The sequence below is a fragment of the Prevotella sp. BV3P1 genome (assembly GCF_000479005.1).
Lineage (GTDB): Bacteria > Bacteroidota > Bacteroidia > Bacteroidales > Bacteroidaceae > Prevotella.
In genome coordinates this window covers 12,500-36,159 of sequence record NZ_AWXC01000025.1, presented here as the reverse complement: position 1 = coordinate 36,159, position 23,660 = coordinate 12,500, and the positions used below count along the sequence as shown (strand labels likewise).

Below are 23,660 nucleotides of genomic sequence, written 5' to 3'. Positions count from 1 at the left end.
AAAGTAAATGGCAAACACGAAAGTGGATGGTTTCTCCATGCATCATGTTTGCCACAATTTTACAGCAGCGTTGCGCCTGTGATTCACGCCAACGACGCTGAAAATGAAGGTTGCTCGTTGGGGTAACCCTATTTGTTTACCCTGACAACCTTTGTGGGTTTCTGTTCTTTGTTGCGCCTGTTGGTCACGGTGACCACCGCTTGCGCCAGGTTGAGAAAGGCCTGTCCCGTCATCGTATCAGTGTGAACTGCCGACGGTTCGCCACCATCACCATTCTCACAGATGCTCTGCACGATGGGAATCTGCGCCAACAACGGCAGCTTCATCTCGTCTGCCAGCTGCTTGCAGCCATCCTTTCCAAAAATGAAATATTTATTCTCTGGCAGTTCAGCGGGTGTGAACCAAGCCATATTTTCCACCAATCCGAGAATCGGCACGTTTACCTTGTCGTTCTGGTACATATCAATGCCCTTCCTAGCATCAGCCAAAGCCACCTTCTGCGGCGTGCTCACGATGACAGCTCCCGTGATAGCGAGCGTCTGGAGCAATGTTAAATGAATGTCACTTGTACCTGGTGGCGTGTCCAGGATGAAGTAATCCAGCTCGCCCCAATCAGCATCGGCGATCAATTGTTTTAGCGCATTCGACGCCATACTGCCTCGCCAGAGCGTTGCGGTCTGAGGATTGACAAAGAAACCCACGCTCAACAACTTCACACCATATTTCTCTATCGGCACAATGAGTTGTCTGCCCTCTTTCTCGATGGCGTAAACTCGCTCGTTTTCCACACCGAACATCTTGGGCATGGATGGTCCGAAGATGTCAGCATCCAATAATCCTACCTTGTAACCCAGCTGCGCCAAGGCAATAGCCAGATTGGAAGAGATGGTCGACTTGCCCACTCCACCCTTGCCTGAACTTACGGCAATGATATTCTTCACTTGCGGAAGTAATTTGTCTACCTCTGGTCTTGGTGCGGTCTTGAACTCGGTTTTGATGTTCACCTCAACCTCTTTTCCCACATGGAAGTGGATGGCAGCCTCGGCAGCCTTGATCGTTGACCGCAGAAAAGGATCGGTTTCGCGGGGAAATATCAAGGTAAACTCAACCTTCATCCCATCGATTCGGATGTCGTCTGCCAGCATGTCGCTCTCAATAAGATTCTTCTTGGTTCCTGGATACATCACCGTTGCCAGTGCCTCAGTAATCAGTTTTGGATATAAAGTCATTTTCTTATGTTTTGTATTTAGTGTTGTCATCCCTTCTTTTTGAAGCGATTATTCAATTGATTGATTACAGGTTCATGCCCTGTCGATAAGTCATTGTTTTGCCGGGAGCCGACAATGACGGTGCAATGTCTTGCGGATGTGTGGCCCATTTCTTATTCGGTTTGGTCGACATTACGAACTGTATGTGAGCTCCTTCTTTCAAATCGGTCCATTTCAAGTAGGATTTAGTGTAGGGTTTCCCATTGAAAAACACTTTATTAACATACACTGCTTTCTTACTCCAGCCCTTGGTTGTGACCACAATCTTCTTCCCATTGCTCATCGTTAGCGTGACACCGGGCAAAGCAGGCGAACCTATATTGTAGTATCCGCTTGAGGGTGCCACCGGATAAAAGCCTATACTGTTAAAAATGTACCATGCAGACATCTGTCCACAGTCATCATTTCCCGAGAGCGAACCAGGCTCATCGCCATAGAAGCGGTCAACAACTTCCCTGACAATCTTCTGTCCTTTCCAACCTTCGCCCAAGTAATTGTACAGATAAGCCACATGATGACAAGGTTCATTGCCATGCCAATAGGCACCTATTCGTCCCTGAATGTCATGCGCACCAGGTATATCATCCGGCAAATCGTAAGTAAACAACGAATCCAAACGCTCACGGAACTTGTCTTTTCCCATGAGATTCATCAGCCCTTGGACATCCTGTGGAACCGTCCAATGATACTGCACGGTGAAACCTTCGGTGATATCACCCCATCCATTGACTGACCCTGGTCCCTGATAAGCGATGGGTGAGAAAGGCGATCGCCATGCTCCACTGGCGTCTTTGCCACGCATATACTTGGTTTGGTGGCCGAAAAGATTCTGATAGCTCAATGCCCTGTTCAGGAAATAGGTATATTCTTTGGTCTTTCCCAGCTTCTTTGCGGCCTGCGCAATGGCATAATCATCGAATGCATACTCCAGTGTTTTGGAGACAGATTCATTCTCTTTGTCGAATGGCACATAGCCTTTGGATCGATAGTCGGGCAACCCATCGTAGTTAGGGTTCATAGCTGTTCGCACCATCGCCTCGAAAGCTCGCTCGTAGTCAAAGCCTTTCACCTCCTTGCAAATCATGTCTGCCAGCACCGCAGCGGCGTGATAGCCAATCATACACCAAGTTTCGTTACTGCCAAACGACCAAAATGGCAACATTTTCTCCACGCTTTTGTCATAATGAGCCAGCATCGAATTGGCGATATCGGCCTGAATGTCGTGATGAATCAGGTTCATCAAAGGGTGCCAGGCCCGATAAGTGTCCCAAAGAGAGAACTCGGTTCGGTTAGTAAACCCATGCGCCTGCTCGATGTTCTTGTCCAAACCGCTGAACCTACCGTCAGCATCATCATACGTAAATGGGCATAATGCAGCATGATAAGCCGAGGTATAGAAGGTGCGTTTCTGTTGTTCGCTTCCGATAATCTCGTACTTTGACAGTTCTTTCTGCCACTTTTGTTCGGCCAACTGCTTGAGGCTGTCAAAAGTATGGCCTTGTAATTCCTGCATATTCAGCTTGGCACCATCGGTCGAAGTGGAAGAAATACTGGTCTTTACCGTTACCACAGCATTATCATGTGTATTGAATGTTGCCGTGAACAGGATGTTGGGTCCCCACGCTTCACGATTACTTCTAAAACGACTTGTGTTGTAAATAACCGGCTTTTTATCTTGATAAATCACGAAATGACGGAACGGATGCGAGAATTCGGCTCTAAAATAGATGTGCCTCTCGGACCCCCATCCCTTGACAAGTTTATATCCTGTAATGGTATGATCGTCTTCAACGCGGATGTTCGACCACACACATTTCTGCCAAAGCGTATGGTTCAAATCAATCAGCACAAAGGCTGAATCGGTCTTCGGATAAGTAAATCGGAAAATACCACTACGTTCTCCTGCCGTCATCTCAGCCTTGACACCATAATCTTTCAAGTTCACATAGTAATAACCTGGTGTCGCCTGCTCGTCATTATGCGAAAAACGACTGCGATAACCACTGTCCGGTGCCACATCACTACCTGGATCAAGCCGTATTTTACCTGTGCCTGGCATGAAGAGAAAGTCACCCATGTCTGGGATTCCCGTACCACTGAGGTGTGTCAACGAGAATCCTTGGATGGAGTTTCGGTTCCATTTATAACCCGAAGCGCAGTCGTAAAAATGTTCATCCGTATCGGGACTGATTTGAATACCCCCGAAAGGAATCTGCGCACCAGGGTAAACATTACCATAACCATCGGTGCCCACAAAAGGATTAACATAAGCGATGGCTGGCTTATCCATTTGCTTCGATCGTTTTTGCGATGCACACACAGCCACACTCTGCATGGCTACGAACAGGGAAAGAATGATATATTTGATTTTCATATCTGCCTACATATTTATTTCCCGCCACCCTTCAACGGGCAGGAGATGCTGTTGATATCGATTTAATTGGATTTGATATCGCCAATGGTAACCTGATATTCGTGCCAAAGGGCATCAACACCATACTTCTTGCCCAGTGCATATTTCACGGCACCATCCCAAGACCATGGCACAACCTCCAGGGTTGAACGATTCATCTTACGAATAAAATCCTTATCCTTATGGTCCTTCACCCAGTTCAGAAAGTAGCCCGTGGTGCGATAGCCATCCATATAATTTCCACCTTTCGGTCGATCTTGCTCACCATGGAACCCACCATTAGCCACACGAACGGCATCGGCCATACCCTCAATGAACGACCATACCACCTTATTATCACCGTAACCACCAATGCCTTGCGGCTCTAATTGAAAGGCATGCGTCAACTCGTGCAACAATACGCCGCGTGTTTCAAAAAGAACCTTCGCCGTGTCATTGTTGGAAAACGAACGTTTGATGTGTCGTGTGCTATAAAAGATATCCACGAATCCATTCCCACCACTCTTGGCAGAGATTCCCTTATCGTCGCGAATAATATACTGCAAACGCTTACAAGCAGGGATGCTGTCAGATGGTTTGAAATACAACGTGCTCATCACGGTGGCCGTTACCTGACGGATGTACGCATCGGGATTGGGTATGATGGCATGATAAATGTGCGATCCCTCGCTACCTTTGTCTTGATCTTCAAAATCTATTCTGCCCAAATGGGTGTTCCATTGGTCGTCTGTATAACGGGACACGCCTGCCATTTTCTTTGATATTCCACACGAGATGAGCAGCATTCCACTCATCATAGCAGCCGCCATTACCCATACGTTCTTCTTCATAATCGTTTAGTTTCTTAATGCTGATTGATGTTGAACTTTAATTTCCATTGGTCATTGAATACGGCTTGTCCGTCTTTGCCAATCCTCTTTTCTTATTAGGTTTGCTCCCCATGTCAAATTCCAATACGCCTCCCTTCAGCAAGTCGGCATGGGTGATGTACAGTTTGGTGTACGGTTTGCCATTCAGTCTTACCCGTTGAACATACCGATTACGGTCGTTCACCTTCGGAGCCTTAACAATCAAGGTCTTACCCGTAGGCATCGTTACCTTCATATAGGGCAGGTAAGGAGCCCCCAGCACATATTCATCGGTCCCTGGGCATACAGGATAAAAGCCCATGGATGAGAAGATGTACCAGGCCGACATCTGTCCACAGTCGTCGTTGCCGCCCAATCCGCGCACTTCGTTGCGATACATCTTGTTCATGATGGTGCGAAGCCACTCTTGTGTCTTCCAAGGTGCCGAGGTCCAGGCATACAGATAAGGAATGTGATGACTGGGTTCGTTGCCATGAACGTATCCACCAACCAAACATTCTGCCGTCACATCCTCATTGTGTTCATAGTACTTGGCCGGCAAATCCATTGCAAACAAACGGTTGAGCTTTACCAAGAATTGTTTTTCTCCGCCTAACTTGTTCATCAGTCCATACACATCCTGTGGCGCATGGAATGAGAAATTCCACGAATTACCTTCGATGAAACCTTCATTTGAGGTCTGATACGGATCCAAATCCTTCTTAAAAGTGCCGTCTGTATAGCGAGGACTAGCAAAACCAATCGTCGTGTCGAACGTGTTGCGATAGTATAAAGCACGTTTGGCATACTCGGCAGCGACATCTTCTCGCCCAGCTTTCTTGGCTGCCGCATAGATAGCCCAGTCGTCATACGCATATTCCAGCGTGTTCGAGGCCGCCGTTGCGTCACGCTCGTAGGGTACATAGCCTTTTTGCATGTATTCGCCAATGCCCGCAAAATAGTGACATGTAGCCGTGGAGGTCATGGCCTTGAGAGCGGCATCATAGTCGATGTCGGCTCCTTTCACCATGGCATCGGCAAGAACAGACACAGCGTGATAGCCTGTCATGCACCATCCTTCGTTGCCCATGAGGCTCCAAATGGGCAGCATCTTATGCACACTCTGCTGCTGATGAGCCAACATAGACTTCACCATATTGGTGTTTCGTTCGGGCTTCAGCAGGTTGAGCAGCGGATGCAGGGCGCGATAAGTATCCCAAAGCGAGAAAATAGTATAGTTGTCAAAGTCGTGAGCCACATGAATATTGCCGTCCAAACCACGGTATTGCCTGTCAACATCCATGTAAACAGACGGGTTGATCATGGTATGGTAAAGCGACGTGTAAAGCATGGCCTTATGGTCTTCGGGTCCCTCACATTCGATGACATCCAGCTCGCGTTCCCATTGGTCGTGCGTTTCCTTGCTGATTTGCTCGAAACTCTTACCCGCAGCCTCAGCACGGAGGTTTTTTAGTGCGCCTTCCGTACTCACTGCTGACAGAGCTACCTTGATTTCAAGAACCTGAGAAACCTGGTTGTCAAAGTTAAAATAGGCCACCACATCCCTTCCTGCTATCTCCGGAAAGTTGTGGTACAGGTCAAACTTTCGCCAGAATCCCACGTATTTGGGACGTTTCATGTCACGATAGCCATAGCTCTTGATAGGCTTACTCAGCGAAATGGCGAAATAAGTATAATTGCACCGCGCCCATCCGTTGGTGAGCCTGTAACCCGTTATCAGCGTATCGTTTTCCACTCGCATGCTGCTCCACAACACCTTGCCGTCGTAGTTGTAGATACCATGCAACAAATCGAGTATGATGCGACTGTCCGCTCCCTTTGGAAACGTGTAGCGGTGAACACCCACTCGTGGGGTAGCGGTGAGCTGTGCCTTGACACCATAATCATCCAACATCACTTCGTAATATCCGGCTGTGGCCTTTTCGTTGGCGTGTGAATAGCGTGACCGATAGCCATTCTCCGGATGCGTGGCCGTGCCGGGATTCAACTTCAGTGCCCCTGTCTGCGGCATAATCATCACGTCGCCCAAATCACTGTGTCCCGTACCGCTCAAATGTGTATGACTAAATCCCACAATGGTAGGGTCATCATATTGATAACCAGCGCAGTAAGCATATACTTTCCCTTGATATTTTCCATCAACATTATGCGGAATGGTATCGGTTTCGGGACTCAACTGAACCACACCAAATGGCGCACAGGCACCTGGAAAGGTGTGTCCCATGCCGGCTGTGCCAATCATGGGGTTGACATACGATGTCAACGAACGCTTGTTCTGCGCCTGCATAAGCAAGCTGCCAAGCATGAGAAGTGCCATCAACGGCAACACTGTTTTTTTCATCTGATTTAGTTTTTGATGGGTTTACTTACCGGTAGCCTTGCCACTGCGCTTGCTACGGTGGTAGCTGCGATAGTCGTCGAGGGGTATTTCCACGTCGGGTTCTTCCAACTGGCCTTCATGCGGCAGTCGAAATTTGATGTACTTAATGTTCAACCCCCGCTCCATCCACATGCTTTCATAATACGTCTGGATGGACAAGATGCGCCGGGTGGCCTCATCAACGTCAGCGGTGTGATACAAGTCGGCTGTCTTTTGGAGCAACGGCAGCTGGTTTTTCTCCACCATGAGCGACGTGTAAGTGAACAAAAAGTTGGAGTCGGTCTTGAGATGCACCACCCCACCGTCCACCAAGAAGCGGCGATAGCGGTTCATGAAATAGGTGCTGGAGAGGCGTTTTCGAACATTCTTCATCTGCGGATCAGAGAAAGTTAGCCATATTTCCCGCACCTCATCCTGGGCAAAAAAGCGGTCGATCATCTCGATGTTCGTACGCAGAAAAGCCACGTTGTCCAACCCTTCCGCCAAAGCCTGCTTGGCACCTGTCCACATGCGCGCGCCTTTGATGTCAACGCCGATGAAGTTCACGTCGGGGAAAAGCCTGGCCAGCCCCACGGTATACTCGCCCTTGCCGCATCCAAGTTCCAGCACAATGGGATGGTTGTTCTTGAAATAACCGTCGCACCAGTGGCCTTTCATGTCGAAAGGAACGTTCTCAAGCACGGAAAAGGGATATTGAAAGACATTCTTGAATGTCTCCATCTCAGCGAATTTCTCTAATTTTCCTTTGCCCATAAAGTGTTTTTTGTGTTTGCAAAGATAATCAATTATTTAATTTCAGCCAAACGCACATAGGCTTTAATCGGCCGAAATATCATCCCTTCTCGCGCACGTTTCGTCATCTTCGATTCTCATCTTTGAAACATACGCAAAAGACACAAAGGTATCTTTGTAACTAATTGATTTTCTGAAACTATCGTTTGAGCTTCCAAAGTCAATGAGTTTGGAGGTCAAAGTCAATGGGATTACAAGACAAAGTCAATGGGTTTGGAGGGTAAAGTCAATGAGATTGAACATGACTTTCATAACACATCATATTTGTGTGATGAAAAACCAACAGTTATGAATATAAAGGGGCGACTTTCATGCCGCCCCGAAACAGAAAAGAGCGACAACAATGCCGCTCTTCTATATTATCCACTATTACTCTATTACCACGGTAGTCCAGCCATGAATATCTGGCTCTGTGCCATATTGTACGCCACGCAACTTGTTGTACAGCTTTGTGGAGATGGGTCCGGGCTTATCACCAAAGTCATAACGTTTGCCCGTGTCGAGGTCGTCGATGTAGCTGATGGGACTGATGACAGCAGCTGTTCCGCAGGCTCCGGCCTCCTCAAATGTTTCCAACTCCTCTTCGGGAATAGGGCGATGTTCCACCTTCAATCCCATGTCTTCGGCCAACTGCATGAGGCTCTTGTTGGTGATGGAAGGCAGGATGCTGGTCGACTTTGGCGTGATATACGTGTTGTTCTTAATGCCAAAGAAGTTTGCAGCCCCACATTCGTCGATGTATTTCTTCTCCTTGGCATCAAGATAAAACTCACTGGCGTACCCTTTTTCGTGGGCGATGCTGTGTGCGTAGAGCGATGCGGCATAGTTACCGCCCACCTTGTACTTACCCGTTCCCAAAGGAGCCGAGCGGTCGTAGCCGCGCATGATGACGTATGGGTTGCTGGAAAATCCGCCTTTGAAATAAGGTCCCACAGGGGTGACAAAGATGATGAATGCGTATTCGCGCGCCGCACTCACACCCACCTGCGCCGAAGTGCCAATGAGCAGCGGACGAATGTAAAGCGTAGCTCCGCTCTCGTATGGTGGTATGTACGCCTGGTTGAGCCTCACCACCATCTTAACCATCTCTTCAAAACGCTCGGTAGGCAGCTCAGGCATCACGATACCGCGGCAAGTACTCTGCAAACGAGCCGCATTCTCGTTTATTCTGAATACGCGTATCTTCCCATCCGGACAGCGATAGGCCTTTAAACCCTCGAAAGCCTCTTGTCCATAGTGCAGGCAAGCGGCAGCCATGTGCATGTTGAGGTACTCATCGGAGCAGACTTCTATCTCGCCCCATTGACCGTCACGATAGTAGCAACGCACGTTATAGTCGGTCTTCACATAACCGAAGGACAGGTTAGCCCAATCAATATTTTTCATCATCTTATCTGTTTAAAAGGTTTATAATCACATCATGTGTTTCGCAAAAATAGGCAAAATATCGCGCATGCACAATGATTATACCATATTTTTTGCAGTGCTGAACACACTTAATCCTCTTCCAAAATCTTCTTAATGTCAGCATCTACCTTTGTCAGGCGCGCCTTACAAAGTTTGATGAGCTTTTGAGCGTTCTTCAGTTCGGTGGTCAATTCGTCGATATCAAGTTCCTCGTTTTCCATCCGCTGCACAATGTTTTCCAGCTGGCGAACAGCTTCTTCATAGTTTATTTCTTTGGTCATATTATTTAATGATTGATTTGAATGTTCCATTCTCCACGCGTGTTTCTATCTCGTCGCCCGTCTTCAACTCGCCGGCATGGCGCACCGCGCGTCCTTGGTGCAGCGTGATGCTGTAGCCACGGCTTAGCAGCAGTTGGGGATCCAGCGACTTGCATCGCTGTTGAAGCATGTCCAAGCGATGCCTTTCCGTCACGATTTTGCGCTCAGCCATCGGTTTCAAACTGTTTGAAAGTACCTGGACGTGATGCTGAGCATTAGAGATTTTGCGGGAAGCCCTGGCGGTGAGCTGCAAAAAATATTGTTGCAAACGCTCTTCCTGCCGCACTCTGACATGCGAGAAAAGTACCGGTATTTTGCTGGATACGCGCACAAATCGATTCTTCTGCTGTTCCATGCAGTGCCTCACGATTTGCACCATCTCACTTTGCGCATCGTTTATCCGAGCCAAGGTGTCAGCCAGGTTATCGATGAGATACGCCGCCGCAGCCGTAGGAGTTTTGACTCGCTGAAACGAAACCATGTCCAACACGCTCTCATCGCGCTCGTGCCCTATTCCAGTGATGATGGGCAAGGGGAAATTGGCTACATTCTCGGCCAGCGAAAGAGTGTCAAAGCCACTCAAATCGCTTGTCGCACCACCGCCACGGATGATGACCACCACGTCAAAGTCATCGACTTGCGCATTGATGTGGTTCAAGGCTTCGATGACGCTGGGTTCCACTCGTTCGCCTTGCATGACGGCAGGAAAGAGTTGAACCTCAAAGTTGAACCCCTGTTCGCAATCTTTCAACTGCCGCGAAAAGTCGCCATAGCCAGCCGCCTGCTCACTGGAAATGACGGCGATGCGGCGTGCGAACATGGATAAGTGCAAGTCTTTTTGCAAGTCGAACACCCCTTCAGCTTTCAATCGAGCGATGATTTCCAACCGCTTGCGGGCCATGTCGCCCATGGTGTACACGGGGTCGATGTCGGTAACAATCCAAGAAAAGCCGTAAGCCTCGTGGAAATTGGCGTACACCTTCAGTAACACTTTCATGCCAGCGCGCAGCACTTGTCCGGTGGTGCGTTCAAAATAAGGCCGCATGAGCATCCACTTGTTCTTCCAACATTTGGCCGATGCCTTGGCTACGGGCGTGTTGGTTCGCTCATCTTTCTGCACCAGCTCCATGTAACAGTGCCCACGTACTTCGCGCACCTCAGACAATTCGGCCTCCACCCAATATTCATCGGGCATGGCGGATTGGATTGTTTCACTCACCAGTTCGTTGAGTTCGTAAAGCGTTAATTTGTGTTCCAATTGCTTTGTCATTTCACTACAAAAATACAATTTTATTTTGAAAGGCGATGTATGACAATAAAAATGAACTTGCAGATAACTCCGATGGCTAGGTTTCTTAAATGAACTTACTGCTGGAGATACAAGAGAAACTAACCAGCAATGATGTAGAGAAAAATCATTATATTTAGGTATTGCCTTAACGATTAGGAGCTGTTAACTTTGCAAAATCACATGATACATGCAAAGCATGCCATTGAGCGAAAAAAGATTTAATAACTAATTTATATATCATCTTGAAAATGAAAAATTTAAGAAAAAAACTTTTAGTATTAACATTCATATTGACAACAGTAGGTAGCATGCAAGCCAAAAATGCGTTAATTGTAATAGCGCATGGTTCGCCTATGCCCAGTTGGCGTAAACCGGTCTTGGACTTAGAACCAATCGTACGGCAAAAATTAGCAACTCATCCCGTAAAAGGCATCGACTATATGCGTGTGGCACTCATGGAATATACAGAACCTTCGGTAGCCAATGTAGTAAAGGATTGTTTGAAACAAGGAGCCGATACTATCTTCGCTTTACCTTTGTTCATAGCCCCATCAAGTCACACGGAAGAAGATTTACCTAACATTCTCGGCATGAAGTATAATAGATATGTACGCGAAGAGTTGGCAGAGGAAAATACCGAGATGGTTCATACCAATGTTCCTATCGTCATGGGACCAACATTCTATTATAGCTACGTGTTAGAAAAGTCGATGTTACAACGAATAAAAGCGATGTCGAAAGATGAGGCTAACGAAGCCGTAGTATTTCTTGCACATGGCGACCCAGAACGTATTGGATTTTGGAACATGATGTTAGGACATGTACAAAAATACATTAAAGACAACAGCAAGATAACTTATACTGATGCGCGACAGATAGAGATGGGACATGACTTTGCGAATGAGTTGCTTCCCATGCTCAAGCGCGCCTCACAACACAAGAAGCGAATCTTGGTACAGGGCATTTATCTTACTTCAGACGTAAAACGTATGGCAGATAGGCACAAAATGCAGGAAAAACAAGCGGAGCTGACTCAAAAGGGCGTCGAGATTGTATACGGTGACGAGGGCATATTGCCCGCATCGCAAGATTTGGTTGCCGACTGGGTCATCGAAGAGACTACGCACTGGCTTCAACACAAGGAATGATGATGAAAGAGATTTGGAGTGCCTGCGCACGGCTCACGATTCGGCGCTTGAGACACGTCATCCAACAGCATAGGCACGGACGGCGCGTGGCTCTCTTCATGCTTGCGGGCATGCTGAGCGCGCTCGCCCCTACCGCTGCGTCAGCACAAGAGAGCAAGGTGTTTGGATATGTAACCAACGCGCAGAACGAGCCTTTGATAGGCGTGACGGTGAGAGTGAACGGCACGAAGCATGCGACGGTGACAGATGCCGACGGGCGTTATCGACTCAGCATACCCAAGCGCGCGGGGATTAGCCTGGAATTCACATATGTAGGCTATGCCACACAACATGTGAAGTGTAAACAAAACGCGCGACTGGACGTGAAAATGAAAGAGAACGTCAACCACATCGGAGAGGTGGTGATACGCGCAAAGAGCAACATCAACGCCATCGACCTGCGCGCAAAGTCTGGAGTTGTAGCCAACGTTGACATGCAACAGCTGAAAGACAAGCCCATGATAGACATGGGACTGGCCCTGCAAGGAATGGTGCCGGGGCTGATGGTGGCCAACACGGGTGAGCTGGGCAAGGCTCCAGAGATACGCATCCGCGGCAATTCGTCGTTCAGAAAGGGAAACACGGCCAACGAACCGCTGTATGTACTTGACGGTCAAATCATCTCGGCAGAGACTTTTTACAATCTTCCCCCACAGGACATCGCGGGCATCAAGGTGTTGAAAAACGCCGCGGCGTGCGCACTGTATGGCATAAAGGCCGCCAACGGCGTGTTGGAAATCACCTCACAACGAGGCTATTCGGGCAAGCCTACCATCTCGTACAGCACCAACATCGGCGTTACGGGACGCGGGAAACGAGGGGTAGCCCTGATGCGCACTGATGAGAAGCTGCGCTTTGAGCACCTGTTGGAAAACCCGGCGGCGCCCGGATACCGATACAGTGAAGACTATTTCAACAAGTACGAAAGCGGCAACCCCGACAAGGCACGGCTGATAGCAGAGGGTAAAGTTCTTCTCGACAAATTGAGCAAAGTGGACACCGACTGGTTTGACGAACTCATCAAGACGAACGTTTACCAGCGCCACACCTTAAGTCTGAAGGGCGGAAACGACATAACCACATATTACATATCCGCCAATTACGCTCTCCAAGGAGGCAGAATGGAGGGAAACGACAAACGGCGATACAGCCTGCACCTCAGTCTGGATCAGCGGATAGGGAGCATAGGCTATCTCATGCTGGGTGTAAACGGCGGATATGCCAAGACCAACACGCCCACGGGAACCACGTTCGACCCCACGTCGCTGGTGTACAACCTTAACCCTTATGAAACAAAAAAAGGAAAACTGTATTCGTATCCCAACCAGACGTTCAAGGATTTGCTGCATCAATACAAGCAGGATGACACGGAAAAAGACGCGGGAGCCACGGCCAACTTCACCCTCACTCCGCTGGACGGCTTGACCTTAGCGTACATCACGGGCATAGACTTGAGCTTCTCCACCTATCACCGCTTCGTACCAGCGTCCTCCTATTCGGAGCAAAAGAGCGGCTTCCCCGAAATGAGACTCGGAGTCTACAGCCGTTCCAAAAATGCGACCGTGAATTTCTCCAGTAATTTCCGCGCCACATATAGCAAGTCACTGGCCGAAACGCACGATTTGACTCTCAGCGCCAACATGGACTATTACTTCTACGACTACGACGCCGTGGGCATCACGGGCTATGGCGTAGGAAACATTGACGCGCCCTCGGCTATCAACCACTCGCTGCACGGCATGCGACAGCCAGAGGTAAGAAATCCGCGCGACCGCAACGCACAGTTGGGCATTGGCTTGGTAGCCGGCTACAGCTACAAGGACATTTACGACTTGTATGCCACTTACAAAGCTGATGCGTCATCCATCCTGCCCGCAGACAAGCGGTGGAGCGTGGCATGGGCGACAGGCATCGGATGGACACCATCACGCTACGAGTGGCTGAAAGACAACAAAATCCTCACGTCGCTCAACCTCAAGGCGTCGTATGGCGTAACGTCCAACCTCAACGGAGTGTCGGTGTCGCAGACCACCGGCACGTTCATGTTCGACAACAGCGGATACGACGAGGTTAGAATGCTTGACTTGGTGATGCTGTACAACAAGGAGTTGAGGCCAGAGCGAAACACATCAACAGACTTCGGGATGAGTTTTGAACTTTGGAAGCGTTTCACCATCGACGTCAACTGGTACAACCGCCGCACGGATCAAGCGCTGCTTGACGTGCCCATCGCGTCAAGCTCGGGATACACCATGATGAAACGCAACGTGGGAGTGCTGGACAACACAGGATGCGAGGTCAGCATGAACATGCGTCTGTTGGACCACTTCGACTATCGCTTGTCGCTGTCAGCCTCCCTATCCTACAACCGCAACAAGGTGATCGACCTGTACGATGGCGACCGACTTTACATGAGCGAGGACGACATCCTGCCGGCTTACGAGGTGGGAAAGTCGTATGACATGCTTTACGGCCTGCACTCGCTGGGCATCAACCCGCTGACCGGCTATCCCGTCTTCCTCACGCCAGACGGGAAAGAGAAACAGGCAAAGGAAAAATTGTACAAAAGAGACTTCATGGCATTGGGCCATCTCACACCGCCTTACAATGGAGCACTGAACATCAGCGCGCAATATAAATCATTGGATTTCGACATCTCGTTTTATTACACGATTGGAGGTGTCAGGCAATTTGACTATCAGTACGTCCGCAACCGAGACAACTCAAACAAGAACGCCATCGCGGGATTAGTGAAAAATATGTGGTTCAAAAAGGGTGACGAGAACAAGATTTACAACACGCCCTTTTACTCTGACGTCATCGCGCAAGACAACATAGCCCTGTATGCCAACTCGCGTACCATCGGAAAGAGTGACATGCTGAAGCTTTCCATGATTTCACTGAGATACCATCTGCCGGGAAACATGCTGCGGCGTTATGTTCCCTTCATTCATTTCGCATCCTTGGGAGTGCAGGGCAGCAACCTGCACACATGGACATCGTACAGCGAGTCCGACCCGGAAAGCGGAAAACTCTCGGGAACTCTACAACCTGTCTTTACCTTCTGCCTCAACTTAACGTTTTAAGACTATGAAAAAGTTACTGTTTTCGCAATCACACAGGTTGCTGCCGCTTATTTTTTGGACATTCACCCTGCAATCGTGCTCGCTCGACATCCCGCCGATGGACATGTTCTCAGACCCAGACGCCATCACAGACATACCCAACGCCAGGTCGTTTCTGGCTTCCGCTTACCGGGCGTATCCTAACGATGAGTTGGAATTCTCCCTGCTTGGCAATGATTTCTGCCCCACTCCTCTGTCTGTATTGAACATCGGTCTTCTCAATCTCTATGGGTGGAGACCCAAGGAAATAAAGCAGCTGGCATCGCAAGAGTGGCTGTCCTACTACTATGTCATCGCTCAATGCGACGCTTTGGAAGAACGTTTGCCCGGAGTGGTGACAGAAAAACCCGCGGAAAAAGACGAGCTGCGGAGCATAAGGATACAGTCAAAGGTGTTGGAGGCTCTGTGCTACATGCAGCTTCTCAAGATATTCGCACCCACATGTGACGCGCGTTCCGATAAGCTGGGGGTGGTGATAAAAACACGGTTGGGCGTGGAAAACCATCAACGGTCAACCGTTTCCGACTGCGTGAAACATATAGAGGGACTGCTACAGGAAGCACTTTCCACGAGTTATAAAACCAAAAGCAAGGCTTGGCTGTCACAAACCGCCGCAACATACTTATTGGCCGACCTGGAGCTATACAGCGGACAATATGACAAGGCGGTCCGCCACGCACAGCAGATACTCAACTCCATGCCCACAACCTCCGAGCAATATGAGCAGGATTACGCTGCCTTGTGGACGGAAGTGCAATGCCCCGACCGCATCTTCGCACTGCAAGTGGATGTTCCTTTATACGACAAAATAGAATACGGGCCCAAGGATGGCGATTTCTTCGCACTGAATCCCGCCTTTTATTTCAGCACCACCGACCGGCGCTATGCGTATGCCGCATACCCATTCAAGGTCAAGAGCGACTCTTTACAGTTGCTGGGTAAATACAACAAGGTGATGAAGGAGAAGAAAATCGCACCTTATCTGAATGTTTTCAGACGCGCCGGAGCGTTGTACATCGCTGCCGAATCGTATGCCAGGACAGGAAACGAAGATAAAGCCCGCCAGCTTGTAAATGGTTATAGGGCGCAGACAGGCAACGAACCATTGAGCGACGACATCAAGGGCGACGCACTGTTGGACAGCATCCTGACAGACAAATACAAGGAATTCACGGGAGAGGGAACCAACTTCTTCGACCTAAAACGCACTCGCCGAAAACCTCTTCCACGGCTCAGCGCCAGAAAAGGAGTAACAATCCGCATCGCAAAAAACGATTACCGCTGGACATTCCCCGTCCCTAAATCAGAATACAGGTTTAACGGCAAGGCCCAACAAAACAGCGGTTGGTATATGATAAGAGAGGAAGATAATTCATCTAATTAATACAGGAGAAAATAAATATGAAGAATTTTAAGTTTTTATGCGTCGCAATGTTGACGCTGTTGCTCGCATCCGCCTGCAACGAGAAAGAAGAGGAGCAAATGACCAACCAGCTCAGTCTCAGCATCGAGGGACAGTCCGAGATGGCAGAAAACGACAAAGAAGTGATCAACGTCAAGGCTGCGCTGTCCTTCACACCCAAAAAAGATGTCACGGTTGAGCTGAACCTGACCGGAAACGACGGCGACGTGGTGAAGCTTTCTGAGAGCAAACTCGTGTTCAAGGCGGGCGAGAAGGTCAAGAATATAACGGTGACATCCAACGACAAGCACTTGGTAAAGGGACAACGCGCCATGACGTTGAGCGTTCTCAGCACATCCGACGCCAACGTGAAAGCCTTGGAACCCGTATCGTTCGTAATCAAACAAGACAGCGACATTCCACAACTCACGGCGAAACAGCAGCAGCTCATCAAAGGATACAAGGATAAATTCGGCATCGACTTGATGCGGTTCCTCGGCAAATTAAAAGTGAGAGCGGAAGTGGTGTATTGCAATGACGACAAGGCTGAATGGTTTGGAGGAAAGGACAAAGACGTGTTCGAGGGCTATACCATCATCACGCTGAGTGACAAGGCCACAGCCAACAAGCCCATTTTGAAGATGACAGAGAACGCGATGGGGCTCAATTCGTTCTTTTACAATCTGCTGCTGCGCAAGACTCTTGAGGACAAAGTCTATTTCTGCGACCAGCCATACGGCCAGGCGGTATCAAAAGTGCTCAAATTCGATCGCAAAAAAGAATACTTCAAAACCGCGCTCGACGACATCGTGCTGAAACCAACCAAAGGTACTATCAACTATCTGGCAATGGCAAAAGACTTGTATGACACGCCGATAAAGACCGTACCTTTCATCTTCGAGTTCTCCGCATGGAACAAATTGCAAGAAATAGCCAAGAAAGGAAACGTTACGGTTGAGGTGAAAACATCAGCCGACGAAAAGCCTTTCAATGTCACCATCACGGATGACGTCTTAATTGCAGGCGGCTCCATCGATCCGAACCGTTGGTTCTGCAGGAGTACGCTGATAAAAGACGATTACGGAAAAGATCCTTCAAACTGGTTCATGCCCACCGCTAAATTTGACTTGAAGAAAGGAACCATGAGTTTTGACTTCCCTTATGATTTTGACGAAGCCAGTGACTACATGCAATTTCACGTGACATACTTCTTATAATATCAAGCTGTTAAGGCCAATGCGCATGCTGAACAGCCACGTCACCGTTCACCGATGGATTTGCCTGTTGGTAATGGTTTTATCATTCGTGCAACCCGCTGAGGTTAAGAGCAAAACGCTCTTAACCTTACCTGCACGAATGATGGAAGGCGTTTTGGATAATGGCATGCGATACATCCTCATGCCTGGCGAAACCTCTTCGCACAACTTGGAGATGCGACTCGTCATGCGCGTTGGCTCCCTGCAAGAGACTCAGCGCCAAAGAGGATGTGCACATTTTTTGGAGCATCTAGCGTTTGAGGGAACTAAACATTTTCCCAATCGCACTATGATACAGGCTTTCGAGGCGCAAGGAATGAAATATGGGCGAGATATCAATGCGTTTACAGGATTCGATCGTACCATTTATTCTTTATCTCTACCGATCACCAGTGCCCAACAACGTTCTGAAATACTGCAATTAGCACTTCATTCGGCAAGCGATTGGCTTGGTGCTATTGATATATCAACATCTCATGTTGAAAATGAGAAAGGCACCATTATAGAAGAACTTCGCAGTTATACCCTGCCTGATGATTTTTATACGCTAAAAATAGGAACAGGAAGATATTCTAAGCGTATGCCTTTGGGTTCAGAACAAGAAATTAAAGCTGTAACGCCTAAAGCATTACTGCAATATTACAACAAATGGTACAAACCTCATAATGCAACTATTATCATTGTTGGAGATGTAGACGTTAAAGAGGCTAAACATTTGATATCAACAACATTGGGACATCTTCCATACACTAACAAGCAAACTCCACCTCCCACCTATCCTTTAACTTACAGCAAAGGCATCAACTATATGGTGTTAACCGATAGTTTACAAACCACTCAAAAAATTGATTGGATAATTCCACATGTCATGCCTTTTACCACCAACCTGCACAACATGCTTGAACGTAAACGCATGGCAATTGTGTGTTCTTTACTCAACAACAGATTAAAGGAAAGCGGAACAAGGTGCGAAGTCTATGACTCGTGGTATTTAGCAAATAAAAATCACTTTACATTCTCATTTTCATCAACGCATAACAGTACATTGCTACAATCCATAAGAGCTGCCTCAGCAGAATGTAGACGTATTGTCAAGCAAGGTATCTGCTCCATAGAACTTCAACATCTCATCAAAAAGCAACAAGAAAAAATTATTATTGAGAAAAAAGACAAAACAGCTACTGAGATTTGCGATGATCTAATCGATTATGTTATTTTTGGGGAAAGACGAATTTACTCTAATCAAGAAGCCAACCAACTGAAAGTGCTATTAAGTAAAACTACGAGCAAAGATATCGTAAAGCGTTTAAGCTTCCTGTTGAAACAAATGCGAAAATCAAGCCTAATAGCTTACAATAGTCATAGTGACAACTCATTGTCCAAGCAAGCAATCATACAAGCATGGCAACAAGGGCAACGGCAAAACATGGAAAGATACACATTCCATCCACTTCATCCAAGTTCTCCAAGTGCTGCCATACAACGCCCCGAATGGGATCTGAAAACGTACAAGATTGCAAAAGGAGCAATAACAAAGCAAAACTATCATGAAAAGTTGGGCGTAACCGATATAAAACTGTCCAATGGAATACGCTTATTGCTCAAACCTACCAACACCGCCGACTCTACCATTTACAGCGCATGGATAGGACGTGGCGGAATGGCAGACCTTACAACTCTACAACAAAAGCGCTACTACGATGCTATTGCTTATGTGGATCTGGGTGGCATACAAGGATTGCCAAACGACACGCTGTCTGACATCATGATGCAAAAATCACTCTCAATGGCTTTGGGAGTAGACCAATATTGGCATCAATTATTAGCTTCTGGACCAGTTTGCAATAGTTCTTCATTATTTCGTTTGATCAGAGAAAAAATAATGCATCCAGGTTTAGATTATCCACTATTCGAAAATCTGAAACAATCAGAAATAGCAAATAATGGAAAAGAGACCTTGTTACAGCGCATGATGAAACGAGATATTAACCGACTCATAGATATTTGCATTGATTCATTGGTTGGAAACGGAAGAGATAAAACTTTTTTAATGAATAAAACAGATTGGCAACAGCTTAATTTAGATACGTTGGCAACCTACTATAAGCGTACATTTGGGGATTTGCGCAATACTACAATCATCCTAACAGGGGGATTTGATTTGACAAAAATGATACCGCAAGCTGTCGCTATCTTTTCTGAAATGCCTCAACAAGATGCCATGCCTTTGGACAATCGACCTATAAGCTTACCACACAATGAGGTGCGAAAAGTATTCATTGACAATGATAGTCATCAAAAGGGAACACTCTATATGGTACTTCCCTTCAACTATCATCCTGGGTTGAGAACGTCTCTCTGCATGAAACTAATGCGTGACTTGTTGCAAGAGTGCGTTATCGATATCCTGCGAGAAAAGCTTCACATCGTATATTCACCTTACGTCGACCTATTTTACGATGGATACCCACAACAACGAGCATATTTACAACTTACCATTGATGCAGAAAAAAACAATCTGGAAAAGGTTGAACAAACTCTCTGCAACATCGTCACACAATTTCGAGACACTGCAGTAAGCACAGCTAATCTTGACAAAATGAAGCGATCGTTTTTGGTAGCTAAGCAGCAAGCTCTATCCAACGACACACCCATAGAGTGGAAAAATGCACTCACATTATTGATTAAAAATGATGAGAGCATTGCTGACTTCAATCATTACGAATCTATCTTACAACAAATCACAGCACAGGAAATACAACAAATGTTTAAGCAACATATCAAATTAAACAAACGAATAGTACTAATAAATACAGATGAAACAAACAAATAAATTTCTATCCCTTCTACTTGTTATAGTTGCAGCAGGATCCATGTTCGCAAATGCGCAACAGAAAACCTATGATGCGTATCGATTATACGACAACAATGGCAAAGCTATCGATTATCAACAAATGGTGCGACAACTATCAAAGGCAGACGTCGTATTTTTAGGCGAGATACATAATTGTGCCATTACTCACTGGTTAGAGTTACGCATTCTGCAATCACTCTATTTGGTACATGGAAACAATATGGCATTAGGCATGGAGATGTTCGAAGCCGACAATCAACTCATTCTTAATGAACATCTGCAAGGACTTATTTTCTCTGACAGATTCGAAGAAGAGGCGCGTATATGGCCCAATTATGTTACCGACTATGCACCAATTGTCAACTTCGCTCGTGAAAATAAGATACCAACTGTGGCAACAAATGTGCCAAGAAGATATGCGGCAATGGTTAAAGAACACGGGTTAGCATTCATTGATTCACTTTCTAAAGAAGCTAAGGAGTATTTTCCTCCATTACCCATTCCCTACGAACCAAACCCACAAGCCGAACAAGGATTTGCCATGATGAGAATGTTGGGTGGTGGAAAATCAAATAAAGATAACAGCCACCTTTCTGAAGCACAGGCACTCAAAGATGCAACAATGGCATGGCATATCGCACAAACCTCCACTCCTAAGATGTTGCATATAAATGGAAATATGCACACTGATGGCAACAATGGTATTATCACCTACCTAAGGAAATATGCCCCCAAGAAAAAAATAATTACTCTACGTACTGTGCGACAAGAAGATATTACATTTTTAGATGATACATACAAGGGATTAGCAGATTATTACCTTTGTGTGCCGGAGGATATGACAAATACATATTAGGCGTAATGGACATTTGGTAGGCTGGAAATTACCAGCCTACCATTTGTCCATTACAAACATCTGGAGCTTTTTCAGCCTACCAAATGTCCATTACGCCTAATTTTTTACATGATATCTATCGCCCTAACTGCTACGGCTTTGAAATGAAAGGACAACAGGTGGTTAGTTTTATCTTCATATTAATGTCTAAAGTATAGAATCTTTTCGTACTTTTGCAATGATAATAAGGAGATGTTCATGGATAATAAAGCAGCAACATTAGAATTAGGTACTAAACCTGTAGGGGCACTACTGATGCAATACGCCATGCCAGCCGTGATTGCAATGACGGCATCCTCATTGTACAACATGATTGACCGTATCTTTATTGGTCAAGTAGTAGGTCCTATGGCTATTTCAGGATTAGCTATTACCTTCCCGTTCATGAACTTGTCTGCCGCCTTTGGTGCTGCTATTGGTGTGGGATCGTCTACTGCTATTTCTGTGAAGTTGGGACAGAAGGACTACGATATTGCCGAGAATGTATTGGGAAACTCTGTTACATTAAATATTATTATAGGACTTGCCTTCGGAATTATCTGTTTACTCTTTTTAGATCCCATTATCCTGTTTTTCGGAGCCAGTGAAAATACCTTGCCTTATGCACGAGACTATATGGAAGTTATCTTGATTGGTAACATCATATCTCACATGTATTTTGGTATGAACAACGTGCTGCGAGCTGCCAGCAAGCCCAACCAAGCCATGTACGCCACCATGTTTACGGTGGTCATGAACGCTATTTTGGACGCAATCTTCATTCTTTGGTGGGGCTGGGGTATTCGAGGAGCCGCTTTTGCGACGATTATTTCACAAGCCATCGCATTGGTTTGGCAGCTCAAGTTGTTTAGCAACCCCAATGAGTTGTTACATCTAAAAAGAGGTATCTATCGCCTCAAAGCGGATTTGGTGAAAAATATCATCGGCATTGGCATCTCTCCTTTCCTGATGAACGCTTGCGCTTGTATCATTGTTATCTTCATGAACAATCAGTTTGTGCGCTATGGAGGTGACATGGCAGTAGGAGCTTATGGCATCGCCAATAGTATCGGCGTGGTTTTCATCATGTTCGTCATGGGCATCAATCAAGGAATGCAGCCTATTGCTGGCTACAATTACGGTGCTATGCAGTTGGATCGGGTGATGAGGGTTTTAGAGTTATCCATTATAGCTGCCACGGTTATCATGACCGTTGGTTGGGCTATCGCCATGTTTATACCTTACTATTGTGTGCGTCTCTTTACAAACGACCCGACACTCATTGAGATGTCTATCAAGGGTACACGCATTGACCTGCTGATGTTCCCTGTTGTCGGGGCACAGATGGTGATTACCAACTTCTTTCAATGTATCGGAAAAGTAAAAATTAGCATTTTCCTGTCTTTATCCAGACAGTTACTTTTCTTATTACCTCTGCTGGCTATCTTACCTCCCATGTTTGGAATAGATGGCGTATGGAGCGCTTTGCCTGCATCAGACCTTGTGGCGGTGATTGTAGCGGTAATAATGATGACGATTTATATGAAGAAATTCAAAATACAACATAAAGAATCTACCAATGGAAAACAAGGACAAACTGATTATTAATATTGGGCGCCAAGTGGGCAGTGGTGGACACATTATCGCCAAACTGCTTGCCGATGAGTTTGAATGTCAGTTTTATGACAAAGAGATACTCAATTTGGCTGCTAAAGAAAGTGGGTTCAGTGAGAAGTTTTTTGAGCAGAATGATGAACAACGAGGCTTCATTCAAACCTTGTTCAGCATGCACGCGCCTCTCATCAGTGACAATAATTTTTACAATAATAAATTCTCACAAGATGGCTTGTTTCAGTTTCAAAGCGAAGCGATTACTAAGGCTGCCGATGAAGGCAGTTGTGTTTTTGTGGGACGAGCCGCCGACTATGTGCTGCGAACTTATCCAAACGTCGTAAACATCTTCATCACTGCCAACATGAAAGACCGCATCAAATTAGTTTGTCAGCGATTAGGCTGTGATGAAAAGGATGCAAAGAAGTTGATTATCGACAAAGAAAGTGAACGCGCTTCTTATTACAATTACTACACTGGAAAGAAGTGGGGACACAGTTGTAGCTACGACCTCTGCATCAACTCAAGCTACATGGGATTGGAGAAAACAGCAAAATTCATAGGAGACTATATTCGCGTGCGGTTCGGATATAACTCCAAAGAAAGGTAAG

General features: G+C 46.7%; 16 protein-coding genes. 8 read left to right on the top strand and 8 right to left on the bottom strand.

What is annotated here, in order from left to right; genetic code table 11:
- Positions 1-128: 128 nt before the first annotated feature.
- From HMPREF1254_RS04790 to xseA, 8 genes are all read right to left on the bottom strand, one after another.
- Entirely contained in the window at positions 129-1,229 is a 1,101-nt protein-coding gene (locus tag HMPREF1254_RS04790; RefSeq protein WP_023057576.1) for an Mrp/NBP35 family ATP-binding protein, read from the bottom strand.
- 64 nt (positions 1,230-1,293) lie between these two features.
- On the bottom strand, positions 1,294-3,642 hold the full coding sequence (locus HMPREF1254_RS04785; protein ID WP_023057535.1) for a GH92 family glycosyl hydrolase: 2,349 nt from the start codon (positions 3,640-3,642) through the stop codon (positions 1,294-1,296).
- Positions 3,643-3,704: 62 nt separating this feature from the next.
- The gene (locus tag HMPREF1254_RS04780) at positions 3,705-4,511 is read right to left on the bottom strand and encodes a basic secretory protein-like protein (protein ID WP_023057534.1); all 807 of its coding nucleotides are present in this window, start codon (positions 4,509-4,511) and stop codon (positions 3,705-3,707) included.
- 37 nt (positions 4,512-4,548) lie between these two features.
- Positions 4,549-6,891, bottom strand: coding sequence for a GH92 family glycosyl hydrolase (locus HMPREF1254_RS04775; RefSeq protein WP_023057593.1), 2,343 nt, complete (start codon positions 6,889-6,891; stop codon positions 4,549-4,551).
- Positions 6,892-6,912: 21 nt separating this feature from the next.
- Positions 6,913-7,683, bottom strand: coding sequence for a tRNA (guanosine(46)-N7)-methyltransferase TrmB (gene trmB / locus HMPREF1254_RS04770; RefSeq protein WP_023057564.1), 771 nt, complete (start codon positions 7,681-7,683; stop codon positions 6,913-6,915).
- Between the two features lie 408 nt (positions 7,684-8,091).
- Complete coding sequence (locus HMPREF1254_RS04765; protein ID WP_036891069.1) at positions 8,092-9,108, bottom strand: branched-chain amino acid aminotransferase; 1,017 nt, start codon at positions 9,106-9,108, stop codon at positions 8,092-8,094.
- A 110-nt stretch (positions 9,109-9,218) separates the two neighbouring features.
- Positions 9,219-9,410: an exodeoxyribonuclease VII small subunit gene (gene xseB, locus HMPREF1254_RS04760; protein ID WP_004349828.1), complete on the bottom strand. Its 192-nt coding sequence runs from the start codon at positions 9,408-9,410 to the stop codon at positions 9,219-9,221.
- Position 9,411: 1 nt separating this feature from the next.
- Entirely contained in the window at positions 9,412-10,719 is a 1,308-nt protein-coding gene (gene xseA, locus HMPREF1254_RS04755) for an exodeoxyribonuclease VII large subunit (protein WP_023057559.1), read from the bottom strand.
- A gap of 269 nt (positions 10,720-10,988) precedes the next feature.
- Here xseA and HMPREF1254_RS04750 point away from each other — a divergent pair, with 269 nt between their 5' ends.
- From HMPREF1254_RS04750 to HMPREF1254_RS04715, 8 genes are all read left to right on the top strand, one after another.
- Complete coding sequence (locus tag HMPREF1254_RS04750) at positions 10,989-11,888, top strand: sirohydrochlorin chelatase (protein WP_023057566.1); 900 nt, start codon at positions 10,989-10,991, stop codon at positions 11,886-11,888.
- 98 nt (positions 11,889-11,986) lie between these two features.
- Positions 11,987-15,013, top strand: coding sequence for a SusC/RagA family TonB-linked outer membrane protein (locus HMPREF1254_RS04745; RefSeq protein ID WP_036891066.1), 3,027 nt, complete (start codon positions 11,987-11,989; stop codon positions 15,011-15,013).
- Positions 15,014-15,017: 4 nt separating this feature from the next.
- Positions 15,018-16,436, top strand: a complete 1,419-nt coding sequence (locus tag HMPREF1254_RS04740; RefSeq protein WP_036891058.1) for a RagB/SusD family nutrient uptake outer membrane protein — start codon at positions 15,018-15,020, stop codon at positions 16,434-16,436.
- Positions 16,437-16,453: 17 nt separating this feature from the next.
- Entirely contained in the window at positions 16,454-17,671 is a 1,218-nt protein-coding gene (locus tag HMPREF1254_RS04735; protein WP_036891057.1) for a DUF4929 family protein, read from the top strand.
- A 19-nt stretch (positions 17,672-17,690) separates the two neighbouring features.
- The gene (locus tag HMPREF1254_RS04730) at positions 17,691-20,543 is read left to right on the top strand and encodes a M16 family metallopeptidase (protein WP_023057538.1); all 2,853 of its coding nucleotides are present in this window, start codon (positions 17,691-17,693) and stop codon (positions 20,541-20,543) included.
- Positions 20,527-21,420, top strand: coding sequence for a ChaN family lipoprotein (locus tag HMPREF1254_RS04725; RefSeq protein ID WP_036879359.1), 894 nt, complete (start codon positions 20,527-20,529; stop codon positions 21,418-21,420). Before HMPREF1254_RS04730 ends, HMPREF1254_RS04725 begins: the two co-directional genes overlap by 17 nt.
- Before the next feature lie 237 nt (positions 21,421-21,657).
- Positions 21,658-23,046, top strand: coding sequence for an MATE family efflux transporter (locus HMPREF1254_RS04720; RefSeq protein ID WP_036879408.1), 1,389 nt, complete (start codon positions 21,658-21,660; stop codon positions 23,044-23,046).
- Positions 23,018-23,659, top strand: coding sequence for a cytidylate kinase-like family protein (locus HMPREF1254_RS04715; RefSeq protein WP_023057570.1), 642 nt, complete (start codon positions 23,018-23,020; stop codon positions 23,657-23,659). Before HMPREF1254_RS04720 ends, HMPREF1254_RS04715 begins: the two co-directional genes overlap by 29 nt.
- The last annotated feature ends 1 nt before the right edge of the window (position 23,660 follow it).

Bases quoted from the DNA above. Each gene is read 5' to 3' on its own strand.
- HMPREF1254_RS04750 (WP_023057566.1), top strand. From the start codon at position 10,989: ATGAAAAATTTAAGAAAAAAACTTTTAGTATTAACATTCATATTGACA.
- HMPREF1254_RS04715 (WP_023057570.1), top strand. From the start codon at position 23,018: ATGGAAAACAAGGACAAACTGATTATTAATATTGGGCGCCAAGTGGGC.
- xseA (WP_023057559.1), bottom strand. From the start codon at position 10,719: ATGACAAAGCAATTGGAACACAAATTAACGCTTTACGAACTCAACGAA.
- HMPREF1254_RS04720 (WP_036879408.1), top strand. From the start codon at position 21,658: ATGGATAATAAAGCAGCAACATTAGAATTAGGTACTAAACCTGTAGGG.
- HMPREF1254_RS04735 (WP_036891057.1), top strand. From the start codon at position 16,454: ATGAAGAATTTTAAGTTTTTATGCGTCGCAATGTTGACGCTGTTGCTC.
- HMPREF1254_RS04775 (WP_023057593.1), bottom strand. From the start codon at position 6,891: ATGAAAAAAACAGTGTTGCCGTTGATGGCACTTCTCATGCTTGGCAGC.
- HMPREF1254_RS04780 (WP_023057534.1), bottom strand. From the start codon at position 4,511: ATGAAGAAGAACGTATGGGTAATGGCGGCTGCTATGATGAGTGGAATG.
- HMPREF1254_RS04740 (WP_036891058.1), top strand. From the start codon at position 15,018: ATGAAAAAGTTACTGTTTTCGCAATCACACAGGTTGCTGCCGCTTATT.
- HMPREF1254_RS04725 (WP_036879359.1), top strand. From the start codon at position 20,527: ATGAAACAAACAAATAAATTTCTATCCCTTCTACTTGTTATAGTTGCA.
- HMPREF1254_RS04745 (WP_036891066.1), top strand. From the start codon at position 11,987: ATGCTTGCGGGCATGCTGAGCGCGCTCGCCCCTACCGCTGCGTCAGCA.
- xseB (WP_004349828.1), bottom strand. From the start codon at position 9,410: ATGACCAAAGAAATAAACTATGAAGAAGCTGTTCGCCAGCTGGAAAAC.
- HMPREF1254_RS04765 (WP_036891069.1), bottom strand. From the start codon at position 9,108: ATGAAAAATATTGATTGGGCTAACCTGTCCTTCGGTTATGTGAAGACC.
- HMPREF1254_RS04730 (WP_023057538.1), top strand. From the start codon at position 17,691: ATGCGCATGCTGAACAGCCACGTCACCGTTCACCGATGGATTTGCCTG.
- HMPREF1254_RS04785 (WP_023057535.1), bottom strand. From the start codon at position 3,642: ATGAAAATCAAATATATCATTCTTTCCCTGTTCGTAGCCATGCAGAGT.
- HMPREF1254_RS04790 (WP_023057576.1), bottom strand. From the start codon at position 1,229: ATGACTTTATATCCAAAACTGATTACTGAGGCACTGGCAACGGTGATG.
- trmB (WP_023057564.1), bottom strand. From the start codon at position 7,683: ATGGGCAAAGGAAAATTAGAGAAATTCGCTGAGATGGAGACATTCAAG.